The organism is Ruegeria sp. AB9, assembly GCF_056542585.1.
In genome coordinates this window covers 402,368-419,971 of record NZ_JBQGAA010000003.1, presented here as the reverse complement: position 1 = coordinate 419,971, position 17,604 = coordinate 402,368, and the positions used below count along the sequence as shown (strand labels likewise).

Below are 17,604 nucleotides of genomic sequence, written 5' to 3'. Positions count from 1 at the left end.
GATTGCCGCTCATGATTTTAAGAATTCTCTTTGTTTTTTCTGTGGTCTTACCAGGTGCTTCGGCGCTGCAAGCTGAAGAGGATTTTGTCGTTCAGTTGAATACTCGCACATTCTACGCCGGTGAAGACTATTGGGGGTGGGACACCGACACGAACTTTCTTCCGATCAACAGGCTTGATTGGTTGAACGAAATGCTGATGGGAATGCCAATTTTGGACCATACGGTAATCCATGTTAAACAGCTTAATCAGGATTCGGATTTTCTAATGTCGCCGACTGGCCCCGGTGGATGGTACACCAACCCAAAGCCCGTGCCAGAGCACTTGAGGCTACCGGGATATACAGTGAATACGGGCGAGGGCAGCGGATTCAGGCTTTTGCATCTCACGCCAAATTCTTCGCCAATACAGTATTCATTGGGGTGTACTGCAGAGCGAAGTTCGGAAACTTATGAGTATTTCGGGCTGAGGGCACGCTACCCCCTAGATCCTCGGGTGATAGTTCTGACTCGCATCTATAATCCGCCGCCGATGGATCAACTGGACAAGTATTTCCAAGAAGTCGCTGAGCTTACAGTCGGTATTGCACTGTGTTTGGATATCACGGATCAGATGGAAAAAAACGCAGTACAATCAGTGCGTGGATACTTGGTCGGAGTGGATAAAAGTTTCTGTGCGGACGGGTTATCGTCGTAAGCTTAAGCCGTTCTTCAAGCGCTGGATTGCAGTGTGCTGCATAGGATGGCGCGATCTAAGGCGTTCCATCCAACAAACCCCTTGCCAAACCCCACCAACCCCACTAATACGCGCGAGTTCTCACTAAGAACATCAAGGCGGGGTGATTCCCGCCTTTTGGGTTCGAAGAGGGTTGGCGATGCGCGTCTGTCCTCCTCTCAACCTCAACGCCTGATAAAAGGCTGTTAATATGCAAAGCCAAAACATCCGTATTCGGCTGAAGGCATTTGACTATCGCGTTCTGGATGCCAGCACGCAAGAGATCGTCAACACTGCCAAGCGGACCGGCGCGAACGTGCGCGGCCCGATCCCGCTGCCGAACAAGATTGAGAAGTTCACGGTTCTCCGTGGCCCTCACGTTGACAAGAAATCCCGCGACCAGTTCGAGATCCGTACGCACAAGCGTCTGCTCGACATCGTTGATCCGACCCCCCAGACCGTTGACGCGCTGATGAAGCTCGACCTCGCTGCTGGTGTGGACGTCGAGATCAAGCTGCAGTCGTAAGATCGGAGGGTATAGATTATGCGCTCTGGTATTATCGCAAAAAAAGTTGGCATGACCCGCCTGTTCATGGAAGACGGCAAGCAGATCCCTGTGACTGTTCTTCACCTGGACAACCTGCAGGTTGTTGCACAGCGCACCGCTGACAAAGACGGCTACACCGCCGTTCAGCTGGGCGCCGGTGCTGCCAAGGCAAAACGCACCTCGAAGGCCATGCGCGGTCACTATGCCGCTGCAAAGGTTGAGCCCAAGCGTAAGCTGGCCGAGTTCCGCGTCTCCGAAGATGGTCTGATCGATGTGGGCGCCGAGATTTCGGCAGAACACTTCCTGGAAGGTCAGAAAGTTGACGTTTCGGGCACCTCGATCGGTAAAGGCTTTGCCGGTGCGATGAAGCGTCACAACTTCGGTGGTCTGCGCGCCTCGCACGGTGTTTCGATCAGCCACCGTTCGCACGGTTCGACTGGTCAGTGTCAGGACCCGGGCAAGGTTTTCAAAGGCAAGAAGATGGCCGGTCACATGGGTGCTGCCCGTGTTACCACCCAGAACCTGGAAGTCGTCAAAACCGACGCCGACCGTGGTCTGGTCTTCATCAAAGGCGCCGTTCCCGGACCGAAATCGGGCTGGGTCACCGTCAAGGACGCCGTCAAGAAGAAAGCACCGGAAGGCCTGCCTTTCCCGGCTGCTGTGAAATCGGCTGCAACCGAAGCACCTGCGGAAGAAGCTCCCGCGGAAGGTGGTGAAGCATGAAACTTGATGTAATCAAACTGGACGGCGGCAAAGCCGGCAACATCGAGCTGGATGCAGACCTGTTCGGCCTCGAGCCGCGCGCGGACATCCTGCACCGTGTGGTCCGTTGGCAGCGCAACAACGCGCAGGCCGGCACCCACAAGGTGAAGACCCGCTCGGAAACCAGCTACTCGACCAAGAAGATCTATCGCCAGAAGGGCACCGGTGGCGCACGCCATGGTGACCGCAACGCGCCGATCTTCCGTGGTGGTGGTATCTACAAAGGCCCCGTCGTGCGTTCGCATGGTCATGACCTGCCGAAGAAGTTCCGCAAGCTTGGCCTGCGCCACGCTCTGTCGGCCAAAGCCAAGGCAGGTGAACTGGTCGTGATCGAGAACGCCGAAGCCGAAGGCAAGACCGCCGCTCTGGCCAAACAGGTTGCAAACCTGGGCTGGAAACGCGCTCTGGTCATCGACGGCGCGACCGTGAACGAAGGGTTCCTGAAAGCGTCCAAGAACATCGAAGGGCTGGATATCCTGCCGTCGATGGGCGCAAACGTCTATGACATCCTCAAGCGTGACACTCTGGTGCTCACCAAAGCGGCTGTCGAAGCACTGGAGGCTCGTCTGAAATGAGCGCGAAGGCAGAACACTACGACGTGATCCGCAAGCCGATCATCACCGAAAAGTCGACCATGGCGTCCGAAAACGGCGCGGTTGTCTTTGAAGTGGCGATCGACAGCAACAAGCCGCAGATCAAAGAGGCCGTTGAGGCGCTGTTTGGTGTAAAGGTCAAAGCGGTGAACACCACCGTGACCAAAGGCAAGGTCAAGCGGTTCCGCGGACAGCTGGGCCGTCGGAAAGACGTCAAAAAAGCATATGTGACCCTGGAAGAGGGTAACACCATCGACGTAAGCACCGGTCTCTGATCGGGCGCTTACTGCGACTATTTACGGCCCCGGCGGTTAACTCCGCCGGGGTCGATTTCGTTTCAGGCGTTGGAGCTCAGTCGAATGCTGCCCAGGACGATTCAAGTGGGGAATGTCTGGACTGTTAGGCAAGGGACGGGTCTGCGCTGCCTTTGAGAGGCGTTAGAACGGCCGTAGAAGGATGGAACAAGCCCTCCAGGTGACCTGCAACATTCCGTGCTCCGAGTCGAGTTACAGGGCGCGCGCAATTCCCTATTGATATGCGTTAAGGAAGTCTGATTGGCGCTGCCTGTGTTTTGGTCGAGAACGCTTCTTCGAAGTGTTTCCAGCGAACAGCAAGGCCACATTGTGTCTTCAGATGGGCTAGATGGGCTGTGAGGGCGAATTTAGCCATGCAGGGAGACGGAATGGTAAAGTCTGGGAAGGGTGGCCCGCATATGTCTTAGCCCTCAGGCAGCCCCTGAGAGCCTTGCGTGACGAGCCGGAATATGTCGCGGAAAACCGAAAAGGCGCCGGATGGCGCCTTGGAGTTGGTTCGCAGGTTTTTGCGGTTACGAGCAGTAAACGTGCTTGTGCGCAATGTCCGCGATGTCGCAACGGCGGATGCCAATGTCATCCAGCTCGCGGTTGCTCAGGTGCTGCAACTCGGAATAGGTGCGCTGATACTCAGCGGCACGTGCTCGCGCCGTCTTGATCCGTGCGATCATGTCCGCGATCCGGGTGCCGAAATTGAAGCCGGTGTGTGTCAGTGTTGCGGTTGCCATTTCTATGTTCCTTTCTCTTATCAGGGCGAATTCCCCGACGTTTCCTTGTGTGTTCCTTGTTTGGACAAGGCTGAGATAGGTGTGTTTGGTATCGCTAACAACGGAACTTTTGGTCTAGCCGATATGCATCTATTGAATAGCTTTGCAGGTCGCCATTCCATCGCTATCAATTGCAGCTTTCAGTTCTGCCGTGCACGTCTTGTTCGCGCAGTCATCGCCCGACCGTCACGTATACTAAGCCCCATCAGTGTCAGATTGGTTGCGCCTGCAATCAGTTCGACGACCTGCACAACATAGAAACTGGTGTCAAAAGATCCCGCATTTGCTTTTGCGTTCAGGTAAATGGCGGCAGGAACGAGGATGAGGAGCCCGTTCAACGCTATGATCGGCATCCGTTTCTTCTTGGCCAGCGCCGGCGCATCTTTGCGGCGACGCCCAAGGGACATGCCGGAAGCACCGACAATCACCATCGCTGGTACCAGGACAAATAGGCCACTGACGATCATGGATTTTACCGCAGCTACGGTTGCATGGGTTGCAAACAACTCGCTGTACAAGGTGGATGTCCAGAATACGAGGATTGTAAGAAATCCGATGACTCCGGCGACGGGGTGAATTGCTCTTAACATGTGGCTACTCCGGGTTTCGGTTTAGGCGACGCAATGGTTTTCGACTGCGAGCTTTCTAAAAAGGTGTGGCCTGGCCACCGCGCTTGCCGGATAGTCCGCGACCCGGCGCTGAAACTCTGGATGAGTGAACGCGTCGCGAAAGCTTTGAACGTCCTGCCAAATCGCGTAGTTCACAAAGGTCGAACTGCCCGCGATCCCCTGATGGAGCTGGGTCGAAATGTACCCCGGCTGGGATTTCATGAAATCCGCATCATGCGACCAGGCCTTCAGCAGCGCCTCTTCGTCTTCTGTGTTCACCGTGAATAGGTTGATCAGTACCACCGGTCCTTCTTTGGTCTGCATTTGGTCGGCCAGTGTAACGATCGTGTCCAACTCTTCGATATGTTCCATTTCGATTCCTGCCGTTAAGAATATAGCAAGCTATATAATATTGCATAGCATACTATTCAAGTGTAAATCTCAAACATGGATTTCGAAAAAGAGAACTCGGCCGGATACCTGGTCAATCACATGGCGCGATTGTTTGCCAAAGAGTTGCAGCAGCGCATAGCGCCTATGGGCATCGTCGTTGGGCAATTCCCGATCTTGCTGGAGCTTTGGCTCAAAGACGGTGTGACGCAAAAAGATCTGCTGGGCAAAATCGATGTCGAACAGGCGACCCTGGCCAACACGCTCAACCGAATGGAGCGCGACGGCTTGATCAAAAGAACAAAGAATCCCGCTGACGCCAGAGCGCAATTGATCTGGTTGACCGAGAAGGCCGCTGCACTTCGAGACAGCGCCTATGAAGCCGCTCAGAACGTGAATACTGATGCGCTACAGGTATTGAACGAAGCTGAGCGTACGCAATTCATGAATTCCATGCGATTGGTAATCAACAAAATGCGTTCGGTTTAGGTGCCCTAAAGGGGCCTTAACACTGCTAAGCGAATCTTGACATCCCCGACTTTGTCCAGGGAGTCCCATTTCCTTATTACGTGCACTCAGCCGCACAAGACTGTTGTCTTACCCTGCATGTTGCCGAGAATTCCTATTTTCGTATTTGGCCGACGTAGCGCTCTTTTTGCTCGTTTACCAAAACCAGTTTGCCGTCGTTCACAACATAAAGATCAAATCGCGGTTTTTGGTAGCCGATACACCGCATTCCATTGTCATAGAATTTGTAAGTACTCGCTTTCCACGTTTGTCCGTTCCTTTTGTAGGAATAGGACCCATCGGCGAAATATGTTTCAGTATCTTTGCCGGTGTATACAACTTTGCGACCCCCAAGGTTCTTTTGCAGCCACGCCGCATTCACCTTTTGATCCCCATCTGAGAAATAGCTTTTCGAGAGTTTTGGAGCCTTGTTCGGGCACGCTGCATGTGCGGAGAAGCCAATAGCCGTGGCGCAAAGTGTGGTTAGAAACAGTTTCATCTTTACTCACTCGTTAAACACAATGGATCAGAACGATACTTAAATTGCGCTGTTAGACAAGAAAAAACGCCCCCGAGTATATCGGAGGCGTTTCGACTTCTTCGAAGATTTCGCGCTTAGCCGCGCTCTTCGACGATCTCTACCAGATGCGGGATCTTGCGGATCATGCCGCGGACCGAAGGAGTATCTTCCAGCTCACGGGTTTTGTGCATCTTGTTCAGGCCCAGGCCGATCAGGGTTGCGCGCTGTTCAGCGGGGCGGCGGATCGGAGAACCGATCTGCTTGACGACGATGGTTTTTGCCATGGGTCGCTCTCCTTATGCTTCTGCTTCAGCAGCAGCCGGTGCTTCGTCCCGCTTGGGCAGGATGTCGGCAACCTTTTTGCCACGACGTGCGGCAACCGAACGCGGGCTCTGCTCTTTCTGCAGGCCGTTGATGGTGGCGCGGATCATGTTGTACGGGTTCTGCGAGCCCAGCGACTTGGACACAACGTCCTTAACGCCCAGCATTTCGAACACGGCACGCATCGGACCACCAGCGATGATACCAGTACCTTCAGGTGCGGTGCGCATAACCACTTTACCGGCGCCGTGACGGCCTTCGATGTCGTGGTGCAGGGTACGACCTTCGCGCAGCTGCACGCGGATCATCTGACGCTTGGCTTGTTCGGTCGCCTTACGGATGGCTTCAGGTACTTCTTTCGCTTTACCTTTGCCAAAGCCGACGCGGCCTTTCTGATCGCCGACAACCACCAGAGCGGCGAAGCCAAAGCGCTTACCACCTTTTACGGTTTTCGACACACGGTTGATCGCAACCAGACGATCTGCGAATTCCGGTGCTTCGTCGCGGTCACGACCACGGCCCCGGCGGTTTTCACGTTCTGCCATCTTGGCATCCCTTTCAAAAGTGGCGCACTCGGCGCCGTTTGTTCAATCCAAGTGAGCCTCGGCATTGCCGAGGCCCCCGGATCATCGGGGCGGATCGAAACCCGCCCGCAGGTCTTAGATCTTCAGACCACCTTCACGCGCGGCGTCGGCAACTGCCTTCACCTTGCCGTGGAACAGGAAGCCACCACGATCGAAATAGGCCTCTTCGACGCCTGCCTTCTTGGCACGCTCGGCGATGGCCGCGCCCACTTTGGTGGCCGCTTCGACGTTGTTCTTGCCAACAACACCCAGATCTTTTTCCAGGGTCGAGGCTGCAGCCAGGGTCACGCCACGAACGTCGTCGATCAGCTGAACGCTGATGTTCTTGTTCGAACGGTGAACCGACAGGCGTACACGGCCCGCGTTGACTTTGCGAAGTTTGTTCCGAACGCGCAGGCGGCGCTTCAGAAACAGGGTTCTTTTGCTGTTTGCCATTGTTTGCGTCCTTACTTCTTCTTGCCTTCCTTGCGGAAGATGAACTCGCCCTTATAGCGGATGCCCTTGCCTTTGTACGGCTCGGGACGGCGCCACTCGCGGATTTTGGCCGCAGTTTCGCCCACCAGCTGCTGGTCGATACCTTCCACAACGATCTCGGTCTGCTTCGGCGCGGTGATGGTGACACCTTCCGGAGCAGTGAAATCAACATCGTGGCTGTAGCCCAGGTTCAGCTTCAGGGTGTTGCCCTGCATCTGTGCCCGGTAACCAACACCCTGGATCTCCAGCTCTTTTTTGAAGCCTGTGGTCACACCTGTTACCAGATTGGCAACCATGGTGCGGCTCATGCCCCACTGCTGGCGGGCACGCTTGGACATGCCACGGGGGTCGATCTTGACCACGTTGTCTTCAACCGACAGCGTCACGTCGTCGGTGGCGGTGAAGCTGCGGGTGCCTTTCGGACCTTTGACTTCGATGGTCTGGCCAGACACAGAGGCGGTAACGCCGCTGGGCAGCTCGACCGGTTTTTTACCAATACGAGACATTGCAGACCTCCTTAGAAGACGGTGCAGAGCACTTCGCCACCAACATTGTTGGAGCGAGCGTTTGCGTCCGACATCACACCTTTCGGAGTGCTGACAATCGACACACCCAGACCCTGACGGACCTGCGGAATGTCATTGACGCCCATGTATACACGACGACCGGGCTTCGAGACCCGCTTCAGTTCGCGAATGACAGGGGTGCCTTCGTAGTATTTCAGGCTGATTTCGATGGCCGGATGACCGTTTTCGCCGGTCGTCGCCTCATAGCCACGGATGTAACCTTCGTCCGCCAGCACGTCCAGAACCCAACCGCGCAGCTTGGAAGCCGGGGTGGAAACGGTGGACTTGCCGCGCATTTGCGCGTTGCGGATACGGGTGAGCATATCGCCGATAGGATCGTTCATATCTATGTCTCCCTTACCAGCTCGATTTCACCATGCCGGGGATCTGACCAGCAGAACCCAGCTCGCGCAGCGCGATACGGCTGACCTTCAGCTTACGGTAGTAAGCGTGAGGACGACCGGTCAGCTGACAACGGTTGTGCAGACGGGTTGCCGAGCTGTTGCGCGGCAGTTTCGCCAGTTTCAGACGCGCTTTGAAGCGCTCTTCCATCGGCTTGCTCTCGTCATTCGCGATTTCTTTCAGCTCGGCACGCTTTGCGGCATATTTGGCCACCAGGCGTTCGCGCTTCTTCTCGCGTTCGATCATTGCTTTCTTAGCCATGTCTCAATCCTCCCGGCGCTTACGCGTTGAACGGCATGTTGAATGCTTTCAACAGGCTCTTCGCTTCAGCGTCGGTTTTCGCTGTGGTGGCAATTACGATATCCAGGCCCCAGACCTCGTCGACCTTGTCGAAGTCGATTTCCGGGAACACGATGTGCTCTTTCATGCCCATGGCAAAGTTGCCCTGACCATCGAAAGAAGGCTTCACACCGCGGAAGTCACGAACGCGCGGCAGCGCGATGGTGATCAGACGATCCAGGAATTCGTACATCCGGTCACCGCGCAGGGTCACTTTCGCGCCCAGCGGCATGTCTTCACGGACGCGGAAACCCGCGATCGACTTCTTCGCCTTGGTTGCAACGGCCTTTTGACCGGCAATCGCAGTCAGATCCTCGACGGCAGCTTTCGCTTTCTTCGAGTCTTTGACGGCTTCAGCACCACAACCGATGTTCAGAACGATTTTTTCCAGCTTGGGCAGCTGCATGTCGTTCTTGTAGCCGAACTCTTCTTTCAGAGCGGCACGGATGGTTTCGGCGTACTGAGCTTTCAGACGCGGGGTGTAGGTTGCGTTATCAAGCATCGATCACGTCCCCTGTGGTCTTGGCGAAGCGGACCTTCTTGTCACCTTCCATGCGGAAGCCAACGCGGGTTGCTTTGCCGTTCTTGTCCAGCAGTGCCAGATTCGACAGCTCGATCGGGTTTGCCTGAGGCAGGCGACCACCTTGCGAGTTTTGCGACTGACGGGTGTGGCGGATGGCGATGTTGATGCCATCGACAACAGCTTTACCGGCTTTCGGGTCAACCGAGGAAATGGTTCCCTCTTTGCCCTTGTCCTTGCCGGCCAGCACGACGACCTTGTCGCCTTTGCGGAGTTTAGCAGCCATGATTACAGCACCTCCGGAGCCAGCGAGATGATTTTCATGAAGTTCTTGCCGCGCAGTTCGCGAACAACGGGGCCAAAGATACGGGTACCTACGGGCTCGTTGTTGTTGTTCAGGATGACGGCGGCGTTGCGATCGAAACGGATCGCGGTGCCGTCTTCGCGACGGACTTCCTTGGCGGTGCGTACGACGACGGCCTTGCGGACGTCACCTTTCTTTACGCGGCCGCGCGGGATGGCTTCCTTCACCGAGACGACAATGATGTCGCCGACGGAGGCGTATTTACGCTTGGAACCACCCAGGACCTTGATGCACTGAACTCGGCGTGCGCCGGAGTTGTCAGCGACATCCAGATTGGTCTGCATCTGGATCATGTGGTTTCTCCCGACCTGTGGGGGCTGGTCTCGTTAGATCCCCCAGGGTTTCGACAAATGAAAAATCCCGGAAGCTTACGCTTCCAGAACTTCCCAACGTTTCGTCTTCGATTTCGGCGCGCATTCGATGATGCGTACGGTGTCGCCGACCTTGAAGGCGTTCTTTTCGTCGTGAGCCCGGTATTTCTTGGACTTACGAACGGTTTTGTGCAGCAGCGGGTGCTTGAAACGGCGTTCAACCGAAACAGTCACGGTCTGCTCGTTGGCGTCGCTGGTTACGATTCCGGACAGGATACGCTTGGGCATAGGATTACTCCTCCGATGCCGCAGCAGCGGCCTTTTCGTTCAGAATGGTTTTGACGCGGGCAGCATTGCGGCGGGCCGCTTTGATACCAGCTGTATTTTCCAGCTGACCGGTTGCCTGTTGAAAGCGCAGGTTAAAGCTTTCTTTCTTCAGGTTGGCCAGTTCCTCGCGGAGCTGGTCCGGGGTCTTGTCACGCAGTTCTTGGGCGTTCATCGCCTTTTTCCTTTGCTCAAAACACCAGAAGGCCCCGTACACGGGTCACCTTTGACCTGGTGGATGAATGATAGACATACGAATCCCCCGACTCAGCCGGGGGACACGCAGGATGCCGCCGTATAAGGGTTTAGGGGGTGGGTGGCAAGGGAAAGTTTCCATACCGTTTTCAGTGGTGAATTAAACCAGCATCAAAACACTTTGGTCTCTGGAATGAACCTCGGAAACTTGGCGAAGTCAGAAGCGAAAATAATAAGTGTTTCCCACAGCAGGTTTGCCGACTTAACATCGGTCTGTGATTTTTGCGACCATTAATAAGTGAGGTGTTTTATGCAAAGTTCCACATTAGCAGCATTCACATTCGTGGCCCTGATGTCTGCATCCGGTGCCATAGCCGCCCCCGACGGCAAATGGACCTTGACGATCAACTCCAGCCGACCATGGCAGATGGATATTGCGGTCAACAACAACACACCGCAGGTGCTTACCGCTCATGGCATAACACCGGAAGGGATCAAAGTCAGAAAGGTCACGGATGATCGGCTTCAATTCGATGCTACAATATCCAAACACGGCAGCTGCTCATCGGGAAGCGTGATGAAATTTGATCTCAAATTCAAAAATGGTGCCTATAGATCCGGCTCTGTGAATGGAAATTGCATTGGGTTTCCCAAGTTTCGCGCGCGGGTCAGCGCAAAATAGCAACGCGACTTCTTTGCTGTTGGGCTCCGCCCGTTCGCCCCTCAATCGCTCCACCGGAGCGATTGCCGCTTCGCAGACCCGGGATCACTCCCACTTATAATTAAAGCTAACCGAAATCCGTTCGTCCTCAGCCATGTTCATCGGTACCTCATGGCGCAGCCAACTTTCCCACAGCAGGACGTCACCAACCTGTGGCTTCATATAGATGAACGGTTGCAAATCGCGTCGCCCGTCCTTGATTCGCGTCGGCGCAGCCATCATGCGGCCTGAACGGGGGTCTTCCAGCTTCAACGCGCTCGCCCCTTCGGGCATCGCGACATAGGTGGTCCCCGAGATCACGCTGTGCGGGTGCAGGTGGCTGGAATGCATCCCACCCTCGGGCAAGATGTTGATCCACAGGTCTTCCAGCTTAAGTTCGCCTTCACCCAGATCAAATTCAAGATCCTTCGCAAAAGCAGCGACGTGTTGATCCAGCGCCTTGACCAGATCGGCGAAGATCGGGAACCGCCAGGGCAGGTCGGTCAGCGAGGCATAGCTGGTATAGCCGGGATAGCCGTTTTCTTCGCACCAGCCCTGTCCGGCCTCGTCATCTTCGGCGATGACAAGGCATGAGTTTTCCAGCTCTTCCGCGTCGATCCTGGGATCGAACTCGGACAGAGAGGCACGGTAGAGGCGGGTGACGAAAAGCGATTCAATCTGTGGCATGGGCGTTGTCTTACCTCAGCTTATTTCCGGATGCGAGAGCGGGTAGGTTTTCATTTCAAAATCTTTCCCCTTCGGGCGGAAGCAGGTCATCTGTTAGTTCTTTTGCGGGGCGCGAAAGCTCCGGGTTGAAAGGTGAGAGAAACTAGATGTCCATTTTGAAAAAGGGTCTGACGGGCGCGCCCGTAAAACGGTTGCAGGAAAAGCTTGGAATTGGTGCCGACGGAATATTCGGGTCGGGAACGGAACAAGCCGTTAGGGACTTTCAGCAATCTGCAGGACTGGCCGTAGATGGCATTGCGGGGCCTGACACCTTTACCGCTCTTGGTTTGCACGAACTGGTGCTGTTGCGCCAAGGCTCGCGCGGAGCGGCGGTAAAGAAGTTACAGGAAGGCCTTGGAATTGGCGCCGACGGGATTTTCGGTGCAGGAACAGCCGTCGCCGTCAAAGAGTTTCAATCTTCAATCGGTCTTGATGCTGACGGGTTGGCCGGCCCGGAGACGCTGGCCAAGTTGAGTGGTTTTACCGAGATGACCGTCGAAACGGTCCGGAAGGCTGCCGTTCAGCCGGATGAAGCGCATTTCGAAGGCGAGCCTCTTCCTGAAGTCCAGGGCAGCGAAGCTGTCGCCGGAACCGCCGTAGATGTTCCGGACGAGAAATCCGTTTGGGGCAAAGTCAAAGGATGGTTCTCTTAACAAGCAACGAAAAACCCCCGCCGGTTACCCGACGGGGGTCAATTTTGTCACGAACGGGGGTGCCCCCGGATCGCTTACCAGTCTTCGCGAACTACGACGCGAGTCTTGATCGGCAGCTTCATCGCTGCCAGGCGCAGGGCCTCGCGTGCGATGTCGTCATTGACGCCGTCGATCTCGAACATCACGCGACCAGGCTTGACCTTGCAAACCCAGCGGTCCACCGAACCCTTACCTTTACCCATACGAACTTCGATCGGCTTTGCAGTGACCGGAGTGTCGGGGAAGATACGGATCCAGACACGACCCTGACGTTTCATGTGACGGGTCATGGCACGACGTGCAGCTTCGATCTGACGCGCGGTGACGCGCTCAGGCTGCAGAGCTTTCAGACCGTAGGTGCCAAAGTTCAGATCAGAGCCGCCTTTGGCTTCGCCCTTGATCCGGCCTTTGTGCATCTTGCGGAATTTTGTACGCTTTGGTTGAAGCATATCTTTCCCTCCTTAGCGACGACCGCCACCAGCACCACGAGGTGCAGGGCCGTCCTGGAGTTCCTGTGCTTTACGGTCACGTGCCTGCGGATCGTGCTCCATGATCTCACCTTTGAAGATCCAGACCTTGATCCCGATGATCCCGTAAGGAGTCATCGCTTCGGCATGTGCGTAATCGATGTCGGCACGCAGGGTGTGCAGAGGCACGCGGCCTTCGCGGTACCACTCGGTCCGTGCGATTTCGGCACCGCCCAGACGACCAGCGACGTTCACCCGGATACCCAGGGCGCCCATGCGCATGGCGTTCTGAACCGAGCGCTTCATCGCGCGACGGAACGAAACACGACGCTCCAGCTGCTGAGCGATGGACTCGGCAACCAGCTGCGCGTCAAGCTCAGGCTTGCGCACTTCGACGATGTTCAGGTGCAGTTCGCTGTCGGTCATGCCAGCAAGCTTTTTGCGCAGAACTTCAATGTCTGCACCTTTCTTGCCGATGATGACACCGGGGCGTGCTGTATGGATCGTGACGCGGCACTTCTTGTGCGGACGCTCGATGATCACACGGGCAACACCGGCCTGCTTGCACTCTTTCTGGATGAACTCACGGATCTTGATGTCTTCCAGCAGAAGATCACCGTAATCCTTGGTGTCAGCGTACCAGCGGCTGTCCCAGGTGCGGTTGACCTGAAGGCGCATGCCGATCGGATTGACTTTATGTCCCATTAGGCTTGCTCCTCAACTTGACGCACCTTGATGGTGATCTCCGAGAACGGCTTCATGATCTTGCCGAAACGGCCACGGGCACGCGGACGACCGCGCTTCATGACCAGGTTCTTGCCAACCCATGCTTCGGCGACGATCAGTTCGTCAACGTCCAGGTTGTGATTGTTTTCGGCGTTCGCGATTGCGGACTGCAGGCACTTCTTGACGTCCTGCGCGACACGCTTGTTCGAGAAAGTCAGGTCGGTCAGAGCCTTCTCGACTTTCTTGCCGCGGATCATTTGCGCAACCAGGTTCAGTTTCTGCGGGCTGGTGCGAAGCATGCGCGTTTTCGCCATTGCTTCGTTTTCAGCCACGCGGCGGGGGTTCTTTTCCTTGCCCATGACTTACTTCCGCTTCGCTTTTTTGTCAGCGGCGTGGCCATAATAGGTACGGGTCGGCGAGTATTCACCGAACTTCTGACCGATCATGTCTTCCGAGACGTTGACGGGGATATGTTTATGGCCGTTGTACACACCAAAGGTCAGACCCACGAACTGGGGCAGAATGGTGGAACGACGCGACCAGATTTTGATGACTTCGTTGCGGCCCGACTCGCGCGCTGCTTCGGCTTTTTTCAGCACGTAAGCATCGACGAAAGGACCCTTCCAAACAGAGCGAGACATAGATTAACGTCCCTTCTTCTTGGCGTGCCGCGAGCGGATGATCAGCTTCTGGGACGCTTTGTTCTTGTTGCGGGTACGCTTACCCTTGGTGTCCTTACCCCACGGCGTAACCGGCGTACGGCCACCCGAGGTACGACCTTCACCACCACCGTGCGGGTGATCGATCGGGTTCATTGCAACACCACGAACCGACGGACGAACGCCTTTGTGGCGCATACGACCGGCTTTACCGAGGTTCTGGTTCGAGTTGTCGGGGTTGGACACGGCACCGACGGTGGCCATGCATTCCTGACGGACCATGCGCAGCTCGCCCGAGCTCAGACGGATCTGAGCGTAGCCGCCATCGCGACCAACGAACTGAGCGTAAGTACCGGCCGCACGTGCGATCTGACCGCCTTTACCAGGCTTCATCTCGATGTTGTGGACGATGGTACCGATTGGCATGCCCGAGAACGGCATTGCATTGCCCGGCTTGATGTCAGCTTTTGCCGACGCGATGACTTTGTCACCAACAGCCAGACGCTGCGGAGCCAGGATATATGCCTGCTCGCCGTCTTCGTATTTTACCAGTGCGATGAATGCGGTCCGGTTCGGGTCATATTCGATCCGTTCGACGGTTGCCGCGACATCAAATTTATTCCGTTTGAAGTCAACGATCCGGTAGAGACGCTTTGCGCCACCGCCGCGGCGGCGTGAAGTGATCCGTCCGGTGTTGTTCCGGCCGCCCGATTTGGTCAAACCCTCAGTGAGAGACTTGACCGGACGTCCTTTCCAAAGCTCCGAACGGTCGATCAGCACCAGCCCGCGCTGGCCCGGCGTCGTCGGCTTGTACGACTTAAGTGCCATGCTTTCTGTCTTCCGTTTAGCAAGTGCAGGGGGTTTCCCCGCTATGTGATAGGCCCCCGTAGGTGCCAAGGGTATAGGGCCCCGAAGGTCCCCGGTTACAAATATCAGAGGCCCCGGAACGAATCCGAGGCCGCAAGATTGGGAGCGTGTAACAGGGTTGGGGGTGGGTGTCTATAGGGTTTATGAGCAAACCCGAGCAAGATAGATTGTCGTTCAATCAACACCAAACGAGCTAAAATCACTTTTGGAAATTTCTTCAAAAAGTTCACCTACAATATCGGGATTGTTCTCACAAGCATCGCCCCCTGAAAGAAGAACCCTCACCAATACCCTGCCATCCACAAGAACTTCGATACCGGTTCCTTCTACATGTTCTCTACCAACGAATCTCTCAGTTTTTCGTCGTACATATGAGCCGGTTTTTCGCCCGTCTGCCCCCCCAGATTCAATCCACTTTGCTTCTCGAATAGTCCTTTCTCCAGCAGACAAGACAATCAAAACTCTGCAACCTTCAACATCAAGTGTCGTACGCGCCGACGGGCTGGACCCCAGCTCAATTGCCAACGGAAACACTTGCCATGGTATAAAATCAGATGGCGTTAGCCGAACATGATTTGTCCCATTCATTACTTGCGATGGGATAATGGCGGCCAGTGCTTCGGATTGCGCTTTCAGCAACGCAACAAGTCTGCGCGTGACATCTTGGTGCTGCGCGTAAGTTTCAGAACTGATGAGATCATCAATCGTCATACCAAGTATTGCTTGGCCGTACTCGTCAATAAACTCGAACGTCGCGTCTATGGAGCTTTGGCTGCGCGAACCGTTTACCGAAAAAGCAAGGGCATTCTGAGAGCACCCGCGTAAATCCACCGAAGCGCGCATCAAACTCCAAGAGTCGGTCTCAAAAAAACGAAAAAGGTCCGGCTTAACGCGCCCGTCGGTTATCTCCGCTTTCTTCAAATCAACAGAATTGCAGAGTAGCTCAGCATGAGCAGTTTCGAGAATGAAATTTACCGAAACAACCTCGTGGCTTTTGCTGCACTTCAGGAAAACAGCGGGTACTGCGCGGAGTAAGGGGACATCAAACTCTTCATTTTGAGAACTCCTTTCGCACGTCCAACCCTCGGCGATCGGGATTCTACTAAACAGTTGTTCTTCCAGAAGTGACGCAAACGCGGCGGCCTCGTTCGCTGCAATTGAAAGTTCGTTTCGAGACGCAAAGTTCGGCAGATTTTCCTGCGCGAATGCACTGTTAACCAAACCTGATATCAAAATCAGAAAAACTGAACAAACAGACTTCAAAATATTTCTCCGCATTAGGCCTGCATTCTCAGAAACACTAGTTTCCTAGCAGAACCCCTAGACAAAAAAACCTCGCTTTCGAGGGTGCCTTTATTGCTTTCTAAAGACGGGCCTGATCAGAGACCGGTGCTCACGTCGATGGTGTTACCCTCTTCCAGGGTTACATTTGGTTTTTTACATCCAAACCTCTACGTAACCAAGCGCGAGAGAAATCCGGAGGCTGCCGCTCAGGCGACTACCCGTCCCGGCGGGCAGTCGCTGGCGCGGCTCATCGCGTTGTACGGGCAGGTCGGAACAGGGAGCGGGGTATCCCCTACCCATACAGCGCCTTGGCCTCGGCAAAGGACAACAACCTGCGGCTCTTTTCATCCCACAGGTGCAGCCGCGCGTTGGCGAGGCTTTCGCGGATGGTCATCCGGTTGCTGTTTGCCAGCTCATCATGATCGCGCAGCACTTCGGTCAGACGGTAGAACGGGATACGGCTGTACAGGTGATGCACGTGGTGGATGCCGATATTGGCCGTGAACCACTGCAGCACTGACGGCAATATATAATGGGAGCTTCCGTGCAGCGCCGCTTCGTGCAGTTGCCAGTTCTCATCGGAGTCCCAATGTGTGTCCTCGAACTGGTGCTGGACGTAGAACAGCCAAACTCCGGCCGTTGCGGCAATCAGGGTTGAGGGCAGAAAGATCAGCAACATCGGCATCAGGCCGCCAAAATAGTAGATGGCCACAAGCGCAACCAGAATTGCAAGATTGGTCGCCATAGCGCTGACCCAGAACCTGACGCTGTCAGTAAGACCCAGTGGAAGGCGGTTCTGAAACAGGAACAGGTAGCCGGGGCCAAACACAAACAGGGTGATCGGATTCCGGTAAACACGGTACCAGAAGCGGCTCATCGGGCTTTTCGCCTGATACTCGGCCACAGTCAGGGTGTGTATATCACCCATCCCGCGCTTGCCCAGATTGCCTGAACTGTTGTGATGTGTGGAATGCGTGCGGCGCCAGACGTCATAAGGTGTCAGCGTCAGAACTCCGATTCCCCGCCCGATCCAGTCGCTGACTGTCCGGTTCTTGAAGAACGCCCCGTGCCCGCAATCATGTTGGATGGCAAACAGGCGCAAAAGAAAGGCGGCGTTGAGAACTGAAATCGCAAATGCCAGCCAATAACTGACCGACAGCGACATCCAGGACAAAGCCCATAGCGCGAAGAAGGGGATAATACTGACACCCAGCTCGAAGGAGCTGCGCAATTGGTCCGGTTCGCGATATTTGGCAAGCGTTGTTACCCAGTCACGTGCGGCGGTTTTCTCCGGCTTTGCCCGGAGCGAGAGAGAGGGTTCAGTCATACGCCTGCCAGTCTAGTGTTTGCAGGCAACCGGATAGA

General features: G+C 55.3%; 31 protein-coding genes. 8 read left to right on the top strand and 23 right to left on the bottom strand.

The window, feature by feature from the left end:
* The first annotated feature begins 11 nt into the window (after window positions 1-11).
* The 5 genes from ACR0K5_RS11235 to ACR0K5_RS11215 all read left to right on the top strand — a co-directional run bounded on the left by ACR0K5_RS11235 (window position 12) and on the right by ACR0K5_RS11215 (window position 2,890).
* Window positions 12-695, top strand: coding sequence for a hypothetical protein (locus ACR0K5_RS11235; RefSeq protein ID WP_480629743.1), 684 nt, complete (start codon window positions 12-14; stop codon window positions 693-695).
* Window positions 696-924: 229 nt separating this feature from the next.
* Window positions 925-1,239 (top strand): 30S ribosomal protein S10, encoded by a 315-nt coding sequence (gene rpsJ, locus ACR0K5_RS11230; protein ID WP_008756422.1) that lies wholly within the window; start codon window positions 925-927, stop codon window positions 1,237-1,239.
* An 18-nt stretch (window positions 1,240-1,257) separates the two neighbouring features.
* Window positions 1,258-1,983: a 50S ribosomal protein L3 gene (rplC, locus tag ACR0K5_RS11225; RefSeq protein ID WP_170334115.1), complete on the top strand. Its 726-nt coding sequence runs from the start codon at window positions 1,258-1,260 to the stop codon at window positions 1,981-1,983.
* Window positions 1,980-2,597: a 50S ribosomal protein L4 gene (rplD, locus tag ACR0K5_RS11220; RefSeq protein WP_010437039.1), complete on the top strand. Its 618-nt coding sequence runs from the start codon at window positions 1,980-1,982 to the stop codon at window positions 2,595-2,597. The genes rplC and rplD overlap by 4 nt, the downstream gene beginning before the upstream one ends.
* Complete coding sequence (locus ACR0K5_RS11215; RefSeq protein WP_008757532.1) at window positions 2,594-2,890, top strand: 50S ribosomal protein L23; 297 nt, start codon at window positions 2,594-2,596, stop codon at window positions 2,888-2,890. Before rplD ends, ACR0K5_RS11215 begins: the two co-directional genes overlap by 4 nt.
* A 551-nt stretch (window positions 2,891-3,441) precedes the next feature.
* Here the strand turns inward: ACR0K5_RS11215 and ACR0K5_RS11210 are convergent.
* The 3 genes from ACR0K5_RS11210 to ACR0K5_RS11200 all read right to left on the bottom strand — a co-directional run bounded on the left by ACR0K5_RS11210 (window position 3,442) and on the right by ACR0K5_RS11200 (window position 4,673).
* Window positions 3,442-3,654: a DUF1127 domain-containing protein gene (locus tag ACR0K5_RS11210; RefSeq protein WP_480629742.1), complete on the bottom strand. Its 213-nt coding sequence runs from the start codon at window positions 3,652-3,654 to the stop codon at window positions 3,442-3,444.
* Window positions 3,655-3,833: 179 nt separating this feature from the next.
* Window positions 3,834-4,283, bottom strand: a complete 450-nt coding sequence (locus ACR0K5_RS11205) for a hypothetical protein (protein ID WP_480629741.1) — start codon at window positions 4,281-4,283, stop codon at window positions 3,834-3,836.
* A 21-nt stretch (window positions 4,284-4,304) separates the two neighbouring features.
* Complete coding sequence (locus tag ACR0K5_RS11200; protein ID WP_480629740.1) at window positions 4,305-4,673, bottom strand: antibiotic biosynthesis monooxygenase family protein; 369 nt, start codon at window positions 4,671-4,673, stop codon at window positions 4,305-4,307.
* 75 nt (window positions 4,674-4,748) lie between these two features.
* On the opposite strand from ACR0K5_RS11200, the gene ACR0K5_RS11195 reads away from it, so the two are divergent.
* Window positions 4,749-5,180: a MarR family winged helix-turn-helix transcriptional regulator gene (locus ACR0K5_RS11195; protein ID WP_480629739.1), complete on the top strand. Its 432-nt coding sequence runs from the start codon at window positions 4,749-4,751 to the stop codon at window positions 5,178-5,180.
* Window positions 5,181-5,313: 133 nt separating this feature from the next.
* On the opposite strand, the gene ACR0K5_RS11190 is transcribed toward ACR0K5_RS11195, so the two are convergent.
* From ACR0K5_RS11190 to rpmC, 12 genes are all read right to left on the bottom strand, one after another.
* The gene (locus ACR0K5_RS11190; protein ID WP_480629738.1) at window positions 5,314-5,697 is read right to left on the bottom strand and encodes a hypothetical protein; all 384 of its coding nucleotides are present in this window, start codon (window positions 5,695-5,697) and stop codon (window positions 5,314-5,316) included.
* Window positions 5,698-5,813: 116 nt separating this feature from the next.
* Window positions 5,814-6,002 carry a 50S ribosomal protein L30 gene (rpmD, locus tag ACR0K5_RS11185; protein WP_050605831.1) on the bottom strand — a complete coding sequence of 63 codons (189 nt, stop codon included), beginning with the start codon at window positions 6,000-6,002 and terminating at the stop codon, window positions 5,814-5,816.
* 12 nt (window positions 6,003-6,014) lie between these two features.
* A complete protein-coding gene (gene rpsE, locus ACR0K5_RS11180) occupies window positions 6,015-6,584 on the bottom strand; it encodes a 30S ribosomal protein S5 (RefSeq protein WP_039538294.1) in 570 nt (189 codons plus the stop codon).
* A gap of 114 nt (window positions 6,585-6,698) precedes the next feature.
* Window positions 6,699-7,058 carry a 50S ribosomal protein L18 gene (gene rplR / locus ACR0K5_RS11175; protein WP_170356678.1) on the bottom strand — a complete coding sequence of 120 codons (360 nt, stop codon included), beginning with the start codon at window positions 7,056-7,058 and terminating at the stop codon, window positions 6,699-6,701.
* 11 nt (window positions 7,059-7,069) lie between these two features.
* Window positions 7,070-7,603 (bottom strand): 50S ribosomal protein L6, encoded by a 534-nt coding sequence (gene rplF, locus ACR0K5_RS11170; RefSeq protein WP_170467582.1) that lies wholly within the window; start codon window positions 7,601-7,603, stop codon window positions 7,070-7,072.
* A gap of 11 nt (window positions 7,604-7,614) precedes the next feature.
* Window positions 7,615-8,007, bottom strand: coding sequence for a 30S ribosomal protein S8 (gene rpsH, locus ACR0K5_RS11165; protein ID WP_010437099.1), 393 nt, complete (start codon window positions 8,005-8,007; stop codon window positions 7,615-7,617).
* 13 nt (window positions 8,008-8,020) lie between these two features.
* Window positions 8,021-8,326: a 30S ribosomal protein S14 gene (gene rpsN, locus ACR0K5_RS11160; protein WP_010437098.1), complete on the bottom strand. Its 306-nt coding sequence runs from the start codon at window positions 8,324-8,326 to the stop codon at window positions 8,021-8,023.
* Between the two features lie 19 nt (window positions 8,327-8,345).
* Window positions 8,346-8,906 carry a 50S ribosomal protein L5 gene (gene rplE / locus ACR0K5_RS11155; protein ID WP_170555198.1) on the bottom strand — a complete coding sequence of 187 codons (561 nt, stop codon included), beginning with the start codon at window positions 8,904-8,906 and terminating at the stop codon, window positions 8,346-8,348.
* Window positions 8,899-9,210, bottom strand: a complete 312-nt coding sequence (gene rplX, locus ACR0K5_RS11150) for a 50S ribosomal protein L24 (protein ID WP_170456139.1) — start codon at window positions 9,208-9,210, stop codon at window positions 8,899-8,901. The genes rplE and rplX overlap by 8 nt, the downstream gene beginning before the upstream one ends.
* A gap of 2 nt (window positions 9,211-9,212) precedes the next feature.
* Window positions 9,213-9,581: a 50S ribosomal protein L14 gene (gene rplN / locus ACR0K5_RS11145; protein ID WP_008757934.1), complete on the bottom strand. Its 369-nt coding sequence runs from the start codon at window positions 9,579-9,581 to the stop codon at window positions 9,213-9,215.
* Between the two features lie 75 nt (window positions 9,582-9,656).
* Window positions 9,657-9,887: a 30S ribosomal protein S17 gene (gene rpsQ, locus ACR0K5_RS11140; RefSeq protein ID WP_039538279.1), complete on the bottom strand. Its 231-nt coding sequence runs from the start codon at window positions 9,885-9,887 to the stop codon at window positions 9,657-9,659.
* A gap of 4 nt (window positions 9,888-9,891) precedes the next feature.
* The gene (gene rpmC, locus ACR0K5_RS11135) at window positions 9,892-10,098 is read right to left on the bottom strand and encodes a 50S ribosomal protein L29 (protein WP_010437082.1); all 207 of its coding nucleotides are present in this window, start codon (window positions 10,096-10,098) and stop codon (window positions 9,892-9,894) included.
* Between the two features lie 447 nt (window positions 10,099-10,545).
* On the opposite strand from rpmC, the gene ACR0K5_RS11130 reads away from it, so the two are divergent.
* A complete protein-coding gene (locus ACR0K5_RS11130) occupies window positions 10,546-10,800 on the top strand; it encodes a hypothetical protein (protein ID WP_480629737.1) in 255 nt (84 codons plus the stop codon).
* Window positions 10,801-10,884: 84 nt separating this feature from the next.
* Here ACR0K5_RS11130 and ACR0K5_RS11125 read toward each other — a convergent pair whose 3' ends face one another.
* On the bottom strand, window positions 10,885-11,505 hold the full coding sequence (locus ACR0K5_RS11125; protein ID WP_480629736.1) for a 2OG-Fe(II) oxygenase family protein: 621 nt from the start codon (window positions 11,503-11,505) through the stop codon (window positions 10,885-10,887).
* A gap of 146 nt (window positions 11,506-11,651) precedes the next feature.
* On the opposite strand from ACR0K5_RS11125, the gene ACR0K5_RS11120 reads away from it, so the two are divergent.
* A complete protein-coding gene (locus tag ACR0K5_RS11120) occupies window positions 11,652-12,197 on the top strand; it encodes a peptidoglycan-binding domain-containing protein (protein ID WP_480629735.1) in 546 nt (181 codons plus the stop codon).
* 74 nt (window positions 12,198-12,271) lie between these two features.
* On the opposite strand, the gene rplP is transcribed toward ACR0K5_RS11120, so the two are convergent.
* The 7 genes from rplP to ACR0K5_RS11085 all read right to left on the bottom strand — a co-directional run bounded on the left by rplP (window position 12,272) and on the right by ACR0K5_RS11085 (window position 17,566).
* Window positions 12,272-12,685: a 50S ribosomal protein L16 gene (gene rplP / locus ACR0K5_RS11115; RefSeq protein WP_117872242.1), complete on the bottom strand. Its 414-nt coding sequence runs from the start codon at window positions 12,683-12,685 to the stop codon at window positions 12,272-12,274.
* 12 nt (window positions 12,686-12,697) lie between these two features.
* Window positions 12,698-13,408 carry a 30S ribosomal protein S3 gene (rpsC, locus tag ACR0K5_RS11110; protein WP_117872244.1) on the bottom strand — a complete coding sequence of 237 codons (711 nt, stop codon included), beginning with the start codon at window positions 13,406-13,408 and terminating at the stop codon, window positions 12,698-12,700.
* Window positions 13,408-13,788 (bottom strand): 50S ribosomal protein L22, encoded by a 381-nt coding sequence (gene rplV, locus ACR0K5_RS11105; protein ID WP_039538267.1) that lies wholly within the window; start codon window positions 13,786-13,788, stop codon window positions 13,408-13,410. Before rplV ends, rpsC begins: the two co-directional genes overlap by 1 nt.
* A 3-nt stretch (window positions 13,789-13,791) precedes the next feature.
* A complete protein-coding gene (gene rpsS / locus ACR0K5_RS11100; RefSeq protein ID WP_010437056.1) occupies window positions 13,792-14,070 on the bottom strand; it encodes a 30S ribosomal protein S19 in 279 nt (92 codons plus the stop codon).
* 3 nt (window positions 14,071-14,073) lie between these two features.
* Window positions 14,074-14,916: a 50S ribosomal protein L2 gene (gene rplB / locus ACR0K5_RS11095; RefSeq protein ID WP_170356688.1), complete on the bottom strand. Its 843-nt coding sequence runs from the start codon at window positions 14,914-14,916 to the stop codon at window positions 14,074-14,076.
* Between the two features lie 213 nt (window positions 14,917-15,129).
* Window positions 15,130-16,218, bottom strand: a complete 1,089-nt coding sequence (locus ACR0K5_RS11090; RefSeq protein WP_480629734.1) for a hypothetical protein — start codon at window positions 16,216-16,218, stop codon at window positions 15,130-15,132.
* Between the two features lie 313 nt (window positions 16,219-16,531).
* The gene (locus ACR0K5_RS11085; protein WP_480629733.1) at window positions 16,532-17,566 is read right to left on the bottom strand and encodes a fatty acid desaturase; all 1,035 of its coding nucleotides are present in this window, start codon (window positions 17,564-17,566) and stop codon (window positions 16,532-16,534) included.
* Between the last annotated feature and the right edge of the window lie 38 nt (window positions 17,567-17,604).

What these genes read in the sequence shown, in the direction of transcription:
- ACR0K5_RS11235 (WP_480629743.1), top strand. Translation starts at nt 12, where the DNA reads ATGATTTTAAGAATTCTCTTTGTTTTTTCTGTGGTCTTACCAGGTGCT.
- rpsJ (WP_008756422.1), top strand. Translation starts at nt 925, where the DNA reads ATGCAAAGCCAAAACATCCGTATTCGGCTGAAGGCATTTGACTATCGC.
- rplC (WP_170334115.1), top strand. Translation starts at nt 1,258, where the DNA reads ATGCGCTCTGGTATTATCGCAAAAAAAGTTGGCATGACCCGCCTGTTC.
- rplD (WP_010437039.1), top strand. Translation starts at nt 1,980, where the DNA reads ATGAAACTTGATGTAATCAAACTGGACGGCGGCAAAGCCGGCAACATC.
- ACR0K5_RS11215 (WP_008757532.1), top strand. Translation starts at nt 2,594, where the DNA reads ATGAGCGCGAAGGCAGAACACTACGACGTGATCCGCAAGCCGATCATC.
- ACR0K5_RS11210 (WP_480629742.1), bottom strand. Translation starts at nt 3,654, where the DNA reads ATGGCAACCGCAACACTGACACACACCGGCTTCAATTTCGGCACCCGG.
- ACR0K5_RS11205 (WP_480629741.1), bottom strand. Translation starts at nt 4,283, where the DNA reads ATGTTAAGAGCAATTCACCCCGTCGCCGGAGTCATCGGATTTCTTACA.
- ACR0K5_RS11200 (WP_480629740.1), bottom strand. Translation starts at nt 4,673, where the DNA reads ATGGAACATATCGAAGAGTTGGACACGATCGTTACACTGGCCGACCAA.
- ACR0K5_RS11195 (WP_480629739.1), top strand. Translation starts at nt 4,749, where the DNA reads ATGGATTTCGAAAAAGAGAACTCGGCCGGATACCTGGTCAATCACATG.
- ACR0K5_RS11190 (WP_480629738.1), bottom strand. Translation starts at nt 5,697, where the DNA reads ATGAAACTGTTTCTAACCACACTTTGCGCCACGGCTATTGGCTTCTCC.
- rpmD (WP_050605831.1), bottom strand. Translation starts at nt 6,002, where the DNA reads ATGGCAAAAACCATCGTCGTCAAGCAGATCGGTTCTCCGATCCGCCGC.
- rpsE (WP_039538294.1), bottom strand. Translation starts at nt 6,584, where the DNA reads ATGGCAGAACGTGAAAACCGCCGGGGCCGTGGTCGTGACCGCGACGAA.
- rplR (WP_170356678.1), bottom strand. Translation starts at nt 7,058, where the DNA reads ATGGCAAACAGCAAAAGAACCCTGTTTCTGAAGCGCCGCCTGCGCGTT.
- rplF (WP_170467582.1), bottom strand. Translation starts at nt 7,603, where the DNA reads ATGTCTCGTATTGGTAAAAAACCGGTCGAGCTGCCCAGCGGCGTTACC.
- rpsH (WP_010437099.1), bottom strand. Translation starts at nt 8,007, where the DNA reads ATGAACGATCCTATCGGCGATATGCTCACCCGTATCCGCAACGCGCAA.
- rpsN (WP_010437098.1), bottom strand. Translation starts at nt 8,326, where the DNA reads ATGGCTAAGAAAGCAATGATCGAACGCGAGAAGAAGCGCGAACGCCTG.
- rplE (WP_170555198.1), bottom strand. Translation starts at nt 8,906, where the DNA reads ATGCTTGATAACGCAACCTACACCCCGCGTCTGAAAGCTCAGTACGCC.
- rplX (WP_170456139.1), bottom strand. Translation starts at nt 9,210, where the DNA reads ATGGCTGCTAAACTCCGCAAAGGCGACAAGGTCGTCGTGCTGGCCGGC.
- rplN (WP_008757934.1), bottom strand. Translation starts at nt 9,581, where the DNA reads ATGATCCAGATGCAGACCAATCTGGATGTCGCTGACAACTCCGGCGCA.
- rpsQ (WP_039538279.1), bottom strand. Translation starts at nt 9,887, where the DNA reads ATGCCCAAGCGTATCCTGTCCGGAATCGTAACCAGCGACGCCAACGAG.
- rpmC (WP_010437082.1), bottom strand. Translation starts at nt 10,098, where the DNA reads ATGAACGCCCAAGAACTGCGTGACAAGACCCCGGACCAGCTCCGCGAG.
- ACR0K5_RS11130 (WP_480629737.1), top strand. Translation starts at nt 10,546, where the DNA reads ATGGATATTGCGGTCAACAACAACACACCGCAGGTGCTTACCGCTCAT.
- ACR0K5_RS11125 (WP_480629736.1), bottom strand. Translation starts at nt 11,505, where the DNA reads ATGCCACAGATTGAATCGCTTTTCGTCACCCGCCTCTACCGTGCCTCT.
- ACR0K5_RS11120 (WP_480629735.1), top strand. Translation starts at nt 11,652, where the DNA reads ATGTCCATTTTGAAAAAGGGTCTGACGGGCGCGCCCGTAAAACGGTTG.
- rplP (WP_117872242.1), bottom strand. Translation starts at nt 12,685, where the DNA reads ATGCTTCAACCAAAGCGTACAAAATTCCGCAAGATGCACAAAGGCCGG.
- rpsC (WP_117872244.1), bottom strand. Translation starts at nt 13,408, where the DNA reads ATGGGACATAAAGTCAATCCGATCGGCATGCGCCTTCAGGTCAACCGC.
- rplV (WP_039538267.1), bottom strand. Translation starts at nt 13,788, where the DNA reads ATGGGCAAGGAAAAGAACCCCCGCCGCGTGGCTGAAAACGAAGCAATG.
- rpsS (WP_010437056.1), bottom strand. Translation starts at nt 14,070, where the DNA reads ATGTCTCGCTCTGTTTGGAAGGGTCCTTTCGTCGATGCTTACGTGCTG.
- rplB (WP_170356688.1), bottom strand. Translation starts at nt 14,916, where the DNA reads ATGGCACTTAAGTCGTACAAGCCGACGACGCCGGGCCAGCGCGGGCTG.
- ACR0K5_RS11085 (WP_480629733.1), bottom strand. Translation starts at nt 17,566, where the DNA reads ATGACTGAACCCTCTCTCTCGCTCCGGGCAAAGCCGGAGAAAACCGCC.